Source organism: Lapillicoccus jejuensis (assembly GCF_006715055.1).
Taxonomy (GTDB): Bacteria; Actinomycetota; Actinomycetes; order Actinomycetales; family Dermatophilaceae; genus Lapillicoccus; species Lapillicoccus jejuensis.
In genome coordinates this window covers 3,286,081-3,299,490 of the sequence record NZ_VFMN01000001.1, presented here as the reverse complement: position 1 = coordinate 3,299,490, position 13,410 = coordinate 3,286,081, and the positions used below count along the sequence as shown (strand labels likewise).

General features: G+C 75.4%; 13 protein-coding genes. 5 read left to right on the top strand and 8 right to left on the bottom strand.

Annotated features, from left to right (window positions below; translation table 11 throughout):
* Positions 1 to 1,062, top strand: a complete 1,062-nt coding sequence (locus FB458_RS15320) for a TRM11 family SAM-dependent methyltransferase (protein ID WP_141849254.1) — start codon at positions 1 to 3, stop codon at positions 1,060 to 1,062.
* 167 nt (positions 1,063 to 1,229) lie between these two features.
* Here FB458_RS15320 and truB read toward each other — a convergent pair whose 3' ends face one another.
* From truB to FB458_RS15290, 6 genes are all read right to left on the bottom strand, one after another.
* Positions 1,230 to 2,147 carry a tRNA pseudouridine(55) synthase TruB gene (gene truB, locus FB458_RS15315; RefSeq protein WP_141849253.1) on the bottom strand — a complete coding sequence of 306 codons (918 nt, stop codon included), beginning with the start codon at positions 2,145 to 2,147 and terminating at the stop codon, positions 1,230 to 1,232.
* Complete coding sequence (gene rbfA / locus FB458_RS15310; RefSeq protein ID WP_141849252.1) at positions 2,137 to 2,628, bottom strand: 30S ribosome-binding factor RbfA; 492 nt, start codon at positions 2,626 to 2,628, stop codon at positions 2,137 to 2,139. Before rbfA ends, truB begins: the two co-directional genes overlap by 11 nt.
* A 114-nt stretch (positions 2,629 to 2,742) precedes the next feature.
* Entirely contained in the window at positions 2,743 to 5,664 is a 2,922-nt protein-coding gene (gene infB / locus FB458_RS15305; protein WP_141849251.1) for a translation initiation factor IF-2, read from the bottom strand.
* Between the two features lie 126 nt (positions 5,665 to 5,790).
* Positions 5,791 to 6,069, bottom strand: a complete 279-nt coding sequence (locus FB458_RS15300; RefSeq protein WP_281286106.1) for a YlxR family protein — start codon at positions 6,067 to 6,069, stop codon at positions 5,791 to 5,793.
* A 65-nt stretch (positions 6,070 to 6,134) separates the two neighbouring features.
* On the bottom strand, positions 6,135 to 7,169 hold the full coding sequence (nusA, locus tag FB458_RS15295) for a transcription termination factor NusA (protein WP_141849249.1): 1,035 nt from the start codon (positions 7,167 to 7,169) through the stop codon (positions 6,135 to 6,137).
* On the bottom strand, positions 7,159 to 7,803 hold the full coding sequence (locus FB458_RS15290; RefSeq protein WP_141849248.1) for a ribosome maturation factor RimP: 645 nt from the start codon (positions 7,801 to 7,803) through the stop codon (positions 7,159 to 7,161). Before FB458_RS15290 ends, nusA begins: the two co-directional genes overlap by 11 nt.
* 218 nt (positions 7,804 to 8,021) lie before the next feature.
* Here FB458_RS15290 and FB458_RS15285 point away from each other — a divergent pair, with 218 nt between their 5' ends.
* From FB458_RS15285 to FB458_RS15275, 3 genes are read left to right on the top strand one after another with little or no spacing between them, the layout of a single operon-like run.
* Positions 8,022 to 8,990, top strand: a complete 969-nt coding sequence (locus tag FB458_RS15285) for a ferritin family protein (protein ID WP_141849247.1) — start codon at positions 8,022 to 8,024, stop codon at positions 8,988 to 8,990.
* On the top strand, positions 8,987 to 9,907 hold the full coding sequence (locus FB458_RS15280) for an aminoglycoside phosphotransferase family protein (protein ID WP_246061271.1): 921 nt from the start codon (positions 8,987 to 8,989) through the stop codon (positions 9,905 to 9,907). The genes FB458_RS15285 and FB458_RS15280 overlap by 4 nt, the downstream gene beginning before the upstream one ends.
* Entirely contained in the window at positions 9,907 to 10,611 is a 705-nt protein-coding gene (locus tag FB458_RS15275) for a hypothetical protein (protein ID WP_141849245.1), read from the top strand. The genes FB458_RS15280 and FB458_RS15275 overlap by 1 nt, the downstream gene beginning before the upstream one ends.
* Positions 10,612 to 10,633: 22 nt before the next feature.
* On the opposite strand, the gene FB458_RS15270 is transcribed toward FB458_RS15275, so the two are convergent.
* Complete coding sequence (locus FB458_RS15270) at positions 10,634 to 11,128, bottom strand: DUF2306 domain-containing protein (RefSeq protein WP_170185702.1); 495 nt, start codon at positions 11,126 to 11,128, stop codon at positions 10,634 to 10,636.
* A gap of 22 nt (positions 11,129 to 11,150) precedes the next feature.
* On the opposite strand from FB458_RS15270, the gene FB458_RS15265 reads away from it, so the two are divergent.
* Complete coding sequence (locus tag FB458_RS15265; RefSeq protein WP_141849243.1) at positions 11,151 to 11,777, top strand: TetR/AcrR family transcriptional regulator; 627 nt, start codon at positions 11,151 to 11,153, stop codon at positions 11,775 to 11,777.
* 7 nt (positions 11,778 to 11,784) lie between these two features.
* On the opposite strand, the gene FB458_RS15260 is transcribed toward FB458_RS15265, so the two are convergent.
* On the bottom strand, positions 11,785 to 13,401 hold the full coding sequence (locus tag FB458_RS15260; RefSeq protein ID WP_141849242.1) for a hypothetical protein: 1,617 nt from the start codon (positions 13,399 to 13,401) through the stop codon (positions 11,785 to 11,787).
* Positions 13,402 to 13,410 lie beyond the last annotated feature (9 nt).

Sequence of the window (13,410 nt, the reverse complement as noted above, 5' to 3'; positions counted from 1 at the left end):
GTGACCCGCTTGCTGCTCCTGCTGTCCCCGTCGAGCAACCGGGTCTACGCGGGCACCGCGCCGGGCGTCGTCGCCGCCGAGCTGCAGGTCCTCGCCGAGGGTCGCCTCGGCGCTCCGGTGCGCTCGGTCGAGCCGGTGCGGGTCGCCGGGGTCGACTACCTCGCGGTCGAGCTCGACGCCCCGGACGAGCCGACCGGCGGGGAGGGGTACGGGGCGACGTACGCCGCCCTCGGGCAGCTCTCCGCCGCGCACGCCCTCTTCCGCCGCGTCGGCGACGACCTGCTCGCCCCGGTCGGGCTGCCGCGCACCGAGCGGCTCGACGACGACCTGCTGACGATCCCGAAGTACCCGGGCCGCACGAACGAGCAGTTCACCCGCGCGCTGCTCAACGTCACCCTCGCCGCGACGTCGTGGGGCGACCAGGTGGGGCGGCGTCCGTTCACCGTCCTCGACCCGCTCGCCGGGCGCGGCACGACGCTGTCGTGGGCTCTGGCGCTGGGTCACGACGCGTACGGCGTCGAGCTCGAGCGGCGCGAGGTGGAGGCCTACGCCGCCTTCCTCACCACGTGGCTGCGGCGCAAGCGGCTCAAGCACTCGATCGGGCTGAACCCGTTGCGCCGCAACGGTCGGCAGGTGGCCGAGCTGCTCGAGGCGTTCCTGCACCCGGACGCCGAGGCGTGGAAGGCGGGCCAGCGCCAGCACCTCAGCCTGTTCGCCGCCGACACCCTGCGCACGGCCGAGCTGCTGGGCAGGCGCAAGGTCGAGGCGGTCGTCACCGACGCGCCGTACGGCGTCGCGCACGGCTCGCGGGCGGGCGGCGGGGGTCGCGACCGTTCCCCCGCCGACCTGCTCGCCGAGGCGGTGCCGGTGTGGGCGTCGGTGCTGCGCTCGGGTGGCGCGATGGGGATCGCGTGGAACACGCACGGTCTCGCGCGGGAAGATCTTGCGGCGATCGTGACCGGTGCCGGCCTCGTCGTGCGCGACGAGGGCCCCTGGACCCGCCTCGCCCACCGCGTCGACGCCGGCATCCACCGCGACGTCCTCGTGGCCCACCAACCCTGAGGCGGACTGCTGCGGGAACGGGGACGTCGACGTCCCTCACCCGCGGCGTCGACCTCGTCCTCGAGCCACCGGTCTGCTGACATCCATCAATTGATGGGTCTCAGCAGCACGCCCCGCACACGCTGCGCTGACATCCATCAATTGATGGGTCTCAGCAGCACGACGAGTCAGTCGGGCGGGAAGACGACGAGCGACTTCGCCTGCGGCCGCGTCTCGTCGAGCAGCGCGACCAGCTGGCCGGAGGCGTCGAGCGCGGCGACGACCGCCTCACCACGCCGTACGGCGTCGATCCGCTGGCCGTAGCGCACGCTGCGCTCCTCGGCCTCGGTGAGCACCCGCTCGGGGAACTGGGCCCGGGCGGCGTCGCCCATCGACAGCAGCGGCACCACGGCCGAGCGCTCCTGCCCCGCGGCGACGGCCGCCTCGGCGCCGGCGACCAGCTCGTCGAGCGGCCGCGCATCCTCGACGCCGAAACGCCCGACGCGCGTACGGCGCAGCGCGGTCAGGTGGCCGCCGACCCCCAGGTCGGCCCCGAGGTCGCGGGCCAGGGCTCGCACGTAGGTCCCCGACGACACCTCGACGCGCACGTCGACGTCGATCAGCGCCCCCTCCGCCCGCACGCCGCGCACCTCGAAGGTCGACACCGTCACGGGACGGGCCGCCAGCGCGACCTCCTCGCCGCCGCGGACCCGCGCGTACGACCGCTTCCCGTCGACCTTGATGGCCGACACCGACGACGGGACCTGCTGGATCTCGCCGGTCAACCGCGCGACCGCCGCGTCGAGCGCCTCGCGCGTCACCCCCGACGCGTCACGGGCGACCGTCACCTCACCCTCGGCGTCGTCGGTGACCGTCGCCTGCCCGAGCCGGACCGTCGCGTCGTACCCCTTGTCGCAGCCGACGAGGTAGGTGAGCAGCCGCGTCGCCCGGCCGACCCCGAGCAGCAGCACGCCGGTCGCCATCGGGTCGAGCGTGCCGGCGTGGCCGACCTTGCGCGTCCCGCAGACCCACCGGGCCTTGGCGACGACGTCGTGGCTGGTCCAGCCCGCCGGCTTGTCGACGACGAGCAGGCCGTCAGCGGGCATCGAGCTCGTCGTCGTCGTCCGACTCGTCCTCGTCGCCGACCTGACCGAGGTCGTCGTCCTCGTCGACGGGCTTCTTGTACGGGTCGGCCTCGCCGGCGTACGACGCCCCCTCGCGCGCCTTCGCGAGCTCCTCGTCCCGCTCGCGCGTGACCTTGAGGACGTCCTCGAGGTGCGAGGCGCCCTCGGGCAGCGCGTCGGGGACGAACTCCACGGTCGGGGTGAGCCGGATGCCCAGGGCCCTGCCGACGGCCGAGCGGATCTTGCCGCGCGACGACTCGATGGCAGCGGCGGTGCCCTCGCGCTCGGCGTCCGAGCCGTAGGTGGTGTAGAAGATCGTGGCGTGCTGCAGGTCGCCGGTGACGCGGACGTCGGTGATCGTCACGAAGCCGAGCCGCTCGTCCTTGACGCGGTGCTCGAGGTACTCCGCGGTGACGACCTTGATCCGGTCGGCGATCTTGCGGGCGCGGGCCTGGTCGGCCATGACGGGCCTGCCTTTCTCACGGGCGCACAAAAGTGGCAACGAGTGGGGTGCCACCCACGGGAGGGGTGACGCAGTGCGGGCGGGGGCCGAAGCCCCCGCCCGCACCGACGACCGTCAGACGCGCGGCTTCTCGCGCATCTCGAAGGTCTGGATGGTGTCGCCGATCTGCAGGTCGTTGAACGACCCGAGGTTGATGCCGCACTCGAAGCCCTCGCGGACCTCGGTGACATCGTCCTTGAACCGGCGCAGGCCCGCGATCTCGACGTTGTCGCCGACGACGGTCCCGTTGCGCAGCACCCGCGACTTCGTCCCGCGACGGATCTCGCCGCTGCGCACGATGGAGCCGGCGATGTTGCCGAACTTGCTCGACCGGAAGATCTCGCGGATCTCGGCCTCGCCGAGCGAGACCTCCTCGAACTCCGGCTTGAGCATGCCCTTGAGCGCCTGCTCGATCTCGTCGATGGCCTGGTAGATCACCGAGTAGTAGCGCACCTCGACGCCCTCGCGCTCGGCGTAGTCGGCGTTCTGCCCCTCCGCGCGCACGTTGAAGCCGATGATGATCGCGTCGGAGGCCATCGCGAGGTTGATGTTGTTCATCGTGATGGCACCGACCCCGCGGTCGATGATCCGCAGGTCGACCTCGTCGCCCACGTCGATCTGCAGGAGCGCGTCCTCGAGCGCCTCGACGGCACCGCTCGCGTCACCCTTGAGGATGAGGTTGAGCGTCTCGACCTTGCCCTGGGCGAGGGCCTCGTTGAGGTCCTCCAGGCTGATCCGCTTGCGGGCCTTGGCCAGCGACGCAGCGCGCGACGCGGCCTCCTTCCGCTCCGCGATCTGCCGGGCGGTCCGGTCGTCGGGCGCCACGAGGAACGTGTCGCCGGCGCCGGGCACCGAGGTCAGGCCGAGGACGAGGACCGGACGGGCCGGGCCCGCCTCGGACACGGTGTTGCCGTCCTCGTCGAGCATCGCGCGGACGCGGCCGAAGCCGGACCCCGCGACGATCGAGTCGCCGACGTGCAGCGTGCCGGACTGGACCAGGACGGTCGCGACCGGGCCGCGGCCCTTGTCGAGGTGCGTCTCGATGGCGACACCGCGGGCGTCCTTGTCGGGGTTGGCCCGCAGGTCGAGCGCCGCGTCGGCGGTGAGCAGGACGGCCTCGAGGAGCCCGTCGATGTTCTGGCCGTTGCGGGCCGAGACGTCGACGAACATCGTGTCGCCGCCGTACTCCTCCGCGACGAGGTTGTACTCGGTGAGCTGCTGGCGGATCTTGGCGGGGTTGGCCCCCTCCTTGTCGATCTTGTTGACCGCCACCACGATCGGCACGTCGGCCGCCTGCATGTGGTTGAGGGCCTCGATCGTCTGCGGCATGACGCCGTCGTCCGCGGCCACCACGAGGATCGCGATGTCGGTCACCTTCGCGCCACGGGCACGCATGGCGGTGAACGCCTCGTGACCCGGGGTGTCGATGAAGGTGATCGGGCGCTCGACGCCCTCCAGCTCGGTGACGACCTGGTAGGCACCGATGTGCTGCGTGATCCCACCCGCCTCGCCCTCGGCGACCTTGGCGCTGCGGATCGCGTCCAGCAGCTTGGTCTTGCCGTGGTCGACGTGACCGACGACGGTGACGACCGGGGGCCGCGCGAAGAGCTGGTCGTCGCTCTCGGCCTCCAGCTCCGCCTCGAGGTCGATGTTGAAGGACTCGAGCAGCTCGCGCTCCTCGTCCTCCGGCGACACGACCTGGATCTCGTAGCCGAGCTCCGCGCCGAGCAGGCGGAAGGTGTCCTCGTCGAGCGACTGGGTCGCCGTGGCCATCTCACCGAGGTGGAACAGCACGGTGATGAGCGACGACGCGCTCGCGCCGATGCGGTCGGCGAAGTCGGTCAGCGACGCACCGCGACGCAGCCGGACGGCGGTCTTGCCGTCCCCACGGGGGACGGACACGCCACCGATCGTCGGCGCCTGCATCTGCTCGAACTCGGCGCGCTTCGCCCGCTTCGACTTGCGCCCGCGGACCGGACGGCCACCGCTGCGGCCGAACGCACCGGCCGTGTTGCCACGACCGCCGCCGCCACCGCGGCCGGCGAAGCCGGGACGGCCACCGCCGCCACCGAAGCCGCCGCGGTTGGGGCCACCGCCGGGGCCGCCGCGGCCGGGGCCGCCGGCGGGACGGGTGCCCGGGCGCGGGACCGCGGCGCGGTCCGGCATCATCCCCGGGTTCGGGCGGGCGCCACCGGTGCCACCGGGGCGCGGGCCGGGACGGGGACCGCCGGTGCCGGGCTGGCCGGGCCGCGACTGCGGACGCGGCATGCCCTGGCTCGGCGCGAACGGGTTGTTGCCCGGGCGCGGGGAGCCCTCGCGGGCAGCGGGCTGACGACCCATGCCCTGGCTCGGCGCGAACGGGTTGTTGCCCGGGCGGGGGCCGGCGGGGCGCGGCGCCGGGCGCGGGCCCGGGGTCGCACCGGAGGCGCCACCTTCGCGGCGCGCGGCGGGCGCGGCCGGAGCCGGGGCGTCGGAGCGCGCACCCTCGCGCGGGCCGGGGGCCGGACGCGACGGGGCGGGCGTGGGGGCGGACGGCGTCGCGCTGCGGGCCGCCGCGGGGGCGGGCGCCTCGGACGGCGTACGACGGGCCGGGGCCGGGGTCGGCGCCGAGGGCGCCGGGGCGGCCGGGGTCGCCGGAGCGGCCGGGCCCGGGGTGGGACGGCTCGGGGCCGTGGCCGCCGGGGAGGCGGCCGGGGCGGGAGCCGCGGCGGCGGGCGCCGACGGGGCGGCGCTGCGGGCCGGGGCGGGGGCGGCCGGGGCCTGCGGCCCCGGTGTGGGCGCGGTCGGGCGACCCGACGGCGCGGGGGCGGGAGCGGCGTCACCGGCACCGGTGCGCAGCTCCTGCGGGAACTTGTCCTTCGTCCGTCGGACGACGGGGGCCTCGATGGTCGAGGAGGCGGAGCGGACGAACTCGCCCTCCGTCTTCAACCACGCGAGGAGGGTCTTGCTCTCGGCTCCGAGCTCCTTGGCGAGCTCGTAGACACGGACCTTGGCCACGTTTCTCCTTGTCTGGGTGGTCCATCCCAGAGAAGGCCGGACGGAAGCGTCCGTGGCGTCCTCGAAATGGACCGGGTTAGTGCAGCGTGCTCATTGCTGAGTGCTCATCGGGTGCTCATGTGCGTCTCAACCGCTTCCGTCGGTCACTGAGGTGGTGGATCCTGCGAGGGCCGCGAGGTGGTCGGCCACCGGGCCGGCGTCCAGCCCGCTGGACGCACGGAGCGCCCGGGTGAACGCCTTGCGGCGGACGGCCTGCTCGAGGCAGCCGGTGTCAGGGTGCAGCCATGCGCCGCGCCCCGCCAGTCGACGGGCCGGGTCGACCGTGAGGAGGGGGACACCCTCCCTCTGCTCGACCACGACCACCCGCAGGAGGACCTCCCGGCTATCCGTGCGACGGCACCCCACGCAGGTCCTCAGGGGAGTGCGCGGGTGACGGTCACGGAGTCCAGTCCGGTCGGTCACGATCGAGTCTACTCCTCCGCCGAGCCCGCCCCGAGCCCGGGCGTGTCGGCCGTGTCGGGTCGGATGTCGATCCGCCAGCCGGTGAGCTTGTGGGCGAGGCGGGCGTTCTGCCCCTCCTTGCCGATGGCGAGCGAGAGCTGGTAGTCGGGGACGACGACCCTGGCGGACCGCGCCGCCTCGTCGACGACCTCCACCGCGGACACCCGGGCGGGGCTGAGCGCGGCGGCCACGAAGGCCCGCGGGTCGCTCTCGTAGTCGACGATGTCGATCTTCTCGCCCTGCAGCTCGGTCATCACGGCCCGCACGCGCGCGCCCATCGGCCCGATGCAGGCGCCCTTGGCGTTGACGCCGGGCACCTTGGCGTGGACGGCGATCTTCGTGCGGTGGCCGGCCTCGCGCGCCAGCGCCGCGATCTCGACCGTGCCGTCGGCGATCTCGGGCACCTCGAGCTTGAACAGCGCCTTGACGAGGTTCGGGTGGGTGCGCGACAGCCCGATCTGCGCGCCCTTCGGGCCGCGCTTGACGCTGACGACGAAGCAGCGCAGCCGGTCGCCGTGCCGGTAGGTCTCGGTCGGCACCTGCTCGGCGAGCGGGAGGATCCCCTCCACCGTGCCGAAGTCGACGAGCACGTGCTGGGGGCTGCCGCTCTGCTGCACGATGCCGCTGACGATGTCGCCCTCGCGACCGCGGAAGTCGCCGAGGATCGCCTCGTCCTCGAGGTCGCGCAGGCGCTGCACGATGACCTGCCGCGCGGTGGCGGCGGCGACCCGGCCGAAGCCGTCGGGCGTGTCGTCGAACTCGGGGCCGGGCTCGGCGCGGACCGGCCGCTCCCCCTCGTCGGCCGGGAGGAGCTCGCCCTCCTCGCGCGCCCAGATCGTCACGTGCCCCGTCTTGCGGTCCAGCTCGGCCCGCGCGTGGCGGTACGCACCCTCGGTGCGCTGGTACGCCATGAGCAGGGCCTGCTCGATGGCGGGGATGAGCACGTCGAGGCTGATCTCGCGCTCGCGCTCCAGGGCGCGCAGCGCCGCCAGGTCAATGTCCACCGTCGTCCTCCTTCTCGTCGTCCTGCTCGTCCTGCTCGTCCTGCCCGTCCGGCCCGTCCGGCCCGTACGGCGCCCCGGCGTCACCCGGGCGCGTGAACTCCACCTGCACCCGGGCCGACGTCACGTCGGCCAGGGCCACCTCGTGACGGGTCGCGGGCGTCTTCTTCGTCCCGGGCACCTCGACCTGCGCCCGGGCGTCGTCCCCGCCGCCGGTGACCGAGAGGACCCGCGCGGTCAGCGACGAGCCGTCGGCGAGCGTCAGCGCGACGAGCCGCCCGACGTTGCGCCGGAACGCCCGCGCCCCGCGCAGCGGCCGGTCGAGCCCGGGCGAGGACACCTCGAGCGTGTAGGGCTGGGAGCCCATGAGGTCCACGCCGTCACCGGCCGCGCCGGGGCCGTCGTACTCCCCGTCGAGGACCGCTCCCACGACGCGGGTGGCGTCGGCCACCTCGTCGAGGGTGAGCGGGGCCACCGGGCTGTCGGTGTCGTCCGGCGCGAGGCCGGACAGGTCGCGGTCGACCAGGACTCGCACCACGCGCCGGCGACCGGCGGGGACGACCGTGAGGTCGTCGAGCACGAGCCCGAGGCTCGCGAGGGGTGCGGTCAGGGCCGGTCCGATGCGGTCGTCCGCCATGTCCGCCTCCCTGTTCTCGAATGGGCGCCGGTCCTGGGGGGTCGTCGGGGCCGGGTGGTGACCCGGGGCCGACGGAGGCGCCGGACGCAGAGGGTGCCCTGCGCCGGCGCCCACTCTAACGATCCGCGCGCCCCGCCGGTGCCACCGTCGACCGCCGGTGCCACCGTCGACCGCCGGGGCCCGCACCGCCGGGGCGGGGGCAGTGGCAAGATCGCGCCATGCCCGTTGCCGCCCCGCGCCCGCGCGGCGGCCTGCCCTCCCGTCGCGGCGTGCTGCGCACGGGCAGCGGCCTCCTCGGCCTCGGCCTGGCCGCCGTCCTCACCGGCTCCCTCGCCGGCTGCGGCGTCCGCCTCGACGGCGAGCCGGCCCCCGCGCCGGCCCCGGTCGCCGACGAGTCGCCGCTGCTGCGGGTGCTCGTCGCGGTCGCCTACGCGGCCGCGGTGGCCGGTCGCACGACCCCGCGCAGCACCGCCTCCGCCCGCCTCGCCGCGCTCCACGCCACGCAGGTCGCCGCCGTGCGCGACCGGCTGCGCGTCGCCGGGGTCGACGACGCCGTCACCGACGCGGCCGCGCAGCCGCCGTCCTCCCCCACCGGGGCCGATGCGCGCACCCTCGTCCGGGCCGAGTCGGCCGTCGTCCTCGGCGAGCTGCTGCCGGTCGCCGGGGGCACCGCGTCGATCGCGACCCGCGTCCTCGCCGCCGCGGTCGCCACCTGCGGCGCGGCGGGCGCCGCCGAGGTCGGCACCCCCCTGTCGTGGCCGGACGCGCCGGCCCTGCCCGGCCCGGCGGCCGCCGCCCTGCTGGACGCGACCCGGGCGGCGTCGTACGGCGTCACGGTGGCGACGGCGAGGGTCCCGGCGCAGCAGCGGGCGCCGTACGCCGCCCTCGGGTCCCGGCTCGCCGTCCGCGCGGACTCGCTGCTGGCGCAGGCCGGGTCGTCGGCCGGACCACCCCAGCTCGGCTGGCGACTCCCCTTCCCGGTCACCGACCAGGCGAGCGCGCGCCGGCTCGTGCAGCACGTCCTCGTCGGTCTCGTGGCGGCCGGGCTCGACCCGCTCGCGACGGGCGCCGTCCCGGCCGGCAGCCGAGCCGTCGACCGGCTCGTGCAGCTGCAGGCCGACGTCGTGGGTCTCGCGCGCGGATGGGGCACCGCCCCCACCGCCTTCCCGGGAATGGTCCTGCCGTGAGCGCCACCGACGTGCGGATCCCGGGCGCCTTCGCCGCCGCCCTCGACGGCCGCGGGCCCGACGGGCTCTCCCCCGCCGACGGCGTGTCCGGCCGCGACTGGCTCGACGGGCTGCCGCGCCTGCTCGACGACCTGCTCGACGGGTGGGCGCTGCGTCCCGACGGTGAGTCCCGTTGGGGCAGCTGCGCGCTCGTCCTCCCGGTCCGCACCGGCGACGACGAGCCGGCCGCTCTCAAGGTCACCTGGCCGCACCTCGAGGCGCGTGCCGAGCACCTGGCGCTGCGGGCGTGGGACGGCGACGGAGCGGTCCGGCTGCTGCGCGCCGACCCGCACCGCCTGGCGCTGCTGCTCGAGCGGCTCGAGCCCACCGACCTCACCGACGTGTGGGTCGAGGAGGCCTGCGAGACCGTCGGCGGCCTGCTGGCGCGGCTCGACGTGCCGGCCATCGCGCGCGTGCCGCGGCTGAGCGCGTACGCCGCCCGCCAGGCCGCCGCTCCCGACAGCCCCGCCGTGCCGCACCGCTACACCGACCAGGCCCGGCACCTGGCCGCGGAGCTCGCCGCCGACGCCGACGTCGACGCGCGGCTGCTGCACACCGACCTGCACTACGAGAACGTCCTGGCCGCAGCGCGCCTGCCGTGGCTGGCCATCGACCCCAAGCCGATGGCCGGTGAGCGGGCCTTCGAGGTCGCGCCGCTGCTGTGGAACCGCGCCGACGCCGACGAGCTCGGGACCGGACCGGCCATCCGGTGGAGCCTGCGCCGCCGCGTCGAGGTGGTCTGCGAGGCCGCCGGGATCGACGAGGCGCGCGCCCGCGCCTGGTCGGTCGTGCGCGTCGTCGACTGGGCGCGCGACCAGCCGCCCGGCTCCGCGGCGAGCGGGCTCGCGGTGACGATCCTCAAGGCGATGAACGACTGATGGCGCTGCGTCTCGTGCCGGACCGGCCCCTCGACGACTGGCAGCAGCTCGTCGAGGCCGTGCCGTGGATGTCGCCGCGGCACGTCACCGGGTCGGCCGCCGGCCCCGGACGGCCGTTCGACCGGCCGCTGCCGGACTGGGCGCGCACCCTGCGCCGGCTGCTCGACGCCGCGACCCTCACGCCGGTGACGGTCGACGGGGCGGCGTACGAGATCCTCGCGTGGGACCGCGAGGACGGGCGCCGCACCGGCTGGCTGTGCCCCCCGCCGCCGCGCGGCGCGCGGCCGCCGGCCTTCCCCGAGCACGCCGCCCTGTGGTCGACCTTCGGCGGCATCGTCGAGCGGTTCAACGAGCCGGACACGTGGCTGCTCAACGAGAACGACTCGCTCACCGCACCGGTCGCGCGGCACGACGCGAGCTTCGTGCACGACTACACCTGGGCGTGGCAGGAGGAGGGGCTGAAGATCCCCATCACGCCCTCGGAGTGGTACTCGATCAGCGACGAGGCCAACGGCAACGCGACGCTCTGCCACCGCGAGAGCGGCGAGGTGCTGCTGTGGGCGCCGGACCACGCCTACGACCACATCCGCCCGCTCGAGGGGTGCCCGGAGTACACGCTCTACCGGATCGACCGGGTGCCGGACTTCCGCTACTGGGTGGAGACGGTCGCCGGGCAGTGGGTCGACGCCGTCGTCCTGCCCTGAGGACCTGCGCGCAGCGTCCGCATCAGCGCGGCACCCGTGCCTCGCTGATGAGGACGTCGCGGCGGCGAACCGGACGCCCGGCGAGCGCCACGACGAGCCAGGCGACGGCGAGCACCGCCGCCGCGGCGACGGACAGCAGCCACGGGTGGTCGACCGCGAGCCGCGGGACCGCCCGCTGGGGGACGACGACCGCCCCGACGAACGCGGCCACGGTGCCGACGTAGGACCCGCGCAGGAAGCCGCGGTGGGTCTCGATGCGCCCCCGCAGGGCGGCCACCCAGCCCACCGTGAGGGTCACCAGGGTGAAGGCGGACAGGCCGTGCAGCCAGCTGAAACCGCCCGGGTTCACCTCGCGGATCGCGAACGAGGTGAGGACGGCGAGGTACATCGCCACGACCCACACGCGACCGACGAGCCGATGCCGGCGGTCACCCTTCGGACGTCGGGCCAGGTTGACCGCCCCGAGCACGAGGGACAGCGTCGCGGCGGTGGCGTGGATGACGATCACCATGGTCATGACACTGTTATAGGCTGATGAGGTGACGTCGACCCCGGACATCCGTCACGACCGGGCCCCCGACGAGATCGGGATGCGGCTCGTCGACGAGGCGGCCCGGCTGCTCGCCGAGCACGGCCCCTCCGGGCTGTCGCTGCGCCGGGTCGCCGCGGCGTCGGGGACGTCGACCATGGCCGTCTACACCCGTTTCGGTGACAAGCAGGGGCTGCTGGCGGCCATGTACCGCGAGGGCTTCCGACGGCTGGGGGCGCGGCTGGCAGAGGCGGCGCAGCCGCCCGACCTGCAGGCCCCGCTCCCCGGGCTCGCGGCCGTGGGCCGCGCCTACCGGGAGTCCGCGCTGGCCTCGCCCTTCCTGTACGCGCTGATGTTCGGCCCGCACCCCGCGGTGGCCGGCCCCGGTCCGGACGGCGGGGCGGCCATCGCCGAGGCGGCCGAGGCGACGTACCGCCCGCTCGAGGCCGGGGTCCGCGAGGCGGTCGCCGGGGGCCTGCTGGTCGGCGACCCGGCCCGCATCGCCCGGCACCTGTGGACCGTCGCCCACGGCGCGGTCTCGCTCGAGCTGTCCGGGCGGCTCGCCCCGGACGAGGACCCCGCAGCCCTGTACGACGACGCCCTGCTCCTCGCCGCCCTCCCCTTCCTGGCGGGATGAGGCGGCCTCACGCTCTCGGCGGCCGCGCCCAGACCGGAGTCGACAGCCAGCGCCGGGCGCCGGCGCCCCACACCGGGTCCACCCCGGGCCGGCTCGACTCCGGAGCCAGCTCCTCGAGGGCGTCGAAGCGGCCGAGCATGCCCAGCGCGTAGAGGTGCCCGCGCACGAGCGGCTCCGGGGTGGGGACGCCGGGTCCGTCACCGGGGCCCATCCGCTCGCGGGCGCTGCGCACGAGCCGGGCGGTGACGTCGTCGGCGCGGTAGCCGGGGGGCGCCTCGTCGATCCGGTCGCGGGCGTTGCCGACCGCGACGAGGGCCTGGCCGGCACGGCTGGCGTCGACCGCCGGGTCGAGACCCAGCTCGAGCACCGTCGGCACGTCCTGCGGCGCGAGCAGCCAGGACAGGACGATGAGCGCCTCGTCGACGACGACGTCGGGTCCGTGCGCGAGGGCGTAGCGCAGCGCCGAGGCGTACGTCGCCCCGATGACCGGGCCCTGCGGGGAGAGCATGAGCACGGTGAGGGCGGTCCCGCGCACCTCCGTGGCCGCGTGGGCGGTGGCCTGCCACAGCAGCGAGCGCAGCACCGGGTGCAGCGTCGGCCGCTTGCCCGTCGTGGCGGCCAGCCGGGCCTGGATCTCCTCGAGCAGCGAGTCCAGCTGCCGCTCGCCGAGGACCCGCCCGTGCTCGACGGCGTCGGCGACCCGGCGGTCGCCGATCCGGCGCAGCCACTCGGCGACCTGCGCCGAGCGCGGCCCGGGCACGACCTCGAGCAGCAGACCGGCGGCGTCGCGCTGGCGCGGGCTGCTGGCGGCGTCCTCGAGGACCTCGACGGCGTGCGCGGCGAGCCACTCGTCCTCGGAGATCCGGGTGCGGCCCTCGAGGACGAGGACCCGGGCCACCCACAGCAGCGTGTAGTGGGCGGCCTCGCCGACGGGGTCGCGCAGGAGGCGCATCAGCAGGTCGACGGCCTCGTGGCCGGCGGCGTGCGCGAGCAGGATGCCGGTCTCCGCGTAGACGGGCGCCGTGGGGTCGGCGAACACCGACTCGGTGAGGTCGAGCACGGTGCGGGCGCTGCGCGGGTGCGAGGCGAGGCAGGCCTTCGCGTCGTCGCGCAGCTGATACTCCAGCCCGGTGCACAGGTCGGCCTCGGTGGCGATCCGCCGCAGCAGGTGCTCCCAGTCGCGGCGGCGCAGGAAGACGTCGTCGCTGGAGCCGAGGGCCGAGGCCAGCCAGCGCCACTCCAGGCCGGTCATCCGTTCCGGGGACTCGGCCTTGTCGAGCAGGTCGTCCACCCGGTCGCGCCAGTCGTCGGCGAGCGGTGGCGGCAGCGACGGCTGGCGGGCGCTGGCGCCGTGGCCGCGCGCGAGGTTGTCGATGGTCGCGAGGAGCAGGCCCTCCGGGAGGCCCAGCACGTCCTCGTACTGACGCACCTGCCGGAAGGTGATGCCGGTCGCCCCGCTCTCCCACCGCCCGACCTGGGCGCGGTGCACCGGCGGCGAGATCCGTTGGCTGAAGCCGGCCGCGGTCCGCAGCGAGCGGTCGCGGGCGTGGTCGCGGGCGTTGCCCAGCACCCAGCCGATCGTCTCGGCCAGGCTGTCGCCCGCCGCTGTCGTGCGCTCCCCCACCGAGCCCCC

Excerpts from the sequence above, each read along its gene's own strand:
- FB458_RS15270 (WP_170185702.1), bottom strand. The coding sequence starts at position 11,128 with ATGACCATGGTGATCGTCATCCACGCCACCGCCGCGACGCTGTCCCTC.
- rbfA (WP_141849252.1), bottom strand. The coding sequence starts at position 2,628 with ATGGCCGACCAGGCCCGCGCCCGCAAGATCGCCGACCGGATCAAGGTC.
- truB (WP_141849253.1), bottom strand. The coding sequence starts at position 2,147 with ATGCCCGCTGACGGCCTGCTCGTCGTCGACAAGCCGGCGGGCTGGACC.
- FB458_RS15285 (WP_141849247.1), top strand. The coding sequence starts at position 8,022 with ATGCCCGTTGCCGCCCCGCGCCCGCGCGGCGGCCTGCCCTCCCGTCGC.
- FB458_RS15275 (WP_141849245.1), top strand. The coding sequence starts at position 9,907 with ATGGCGCTGCGTCTCGTGCCGGACCGGCCCCTCGACGACTGGCAGCAG.
- FB458_RS15290 (WP_141849248.1), bottom strand. The coding sequence starts at position 7,803 with ATGGCGGACGACCGCATCGGACCGGCCCTGACCGCACCCCTCGCGAGC.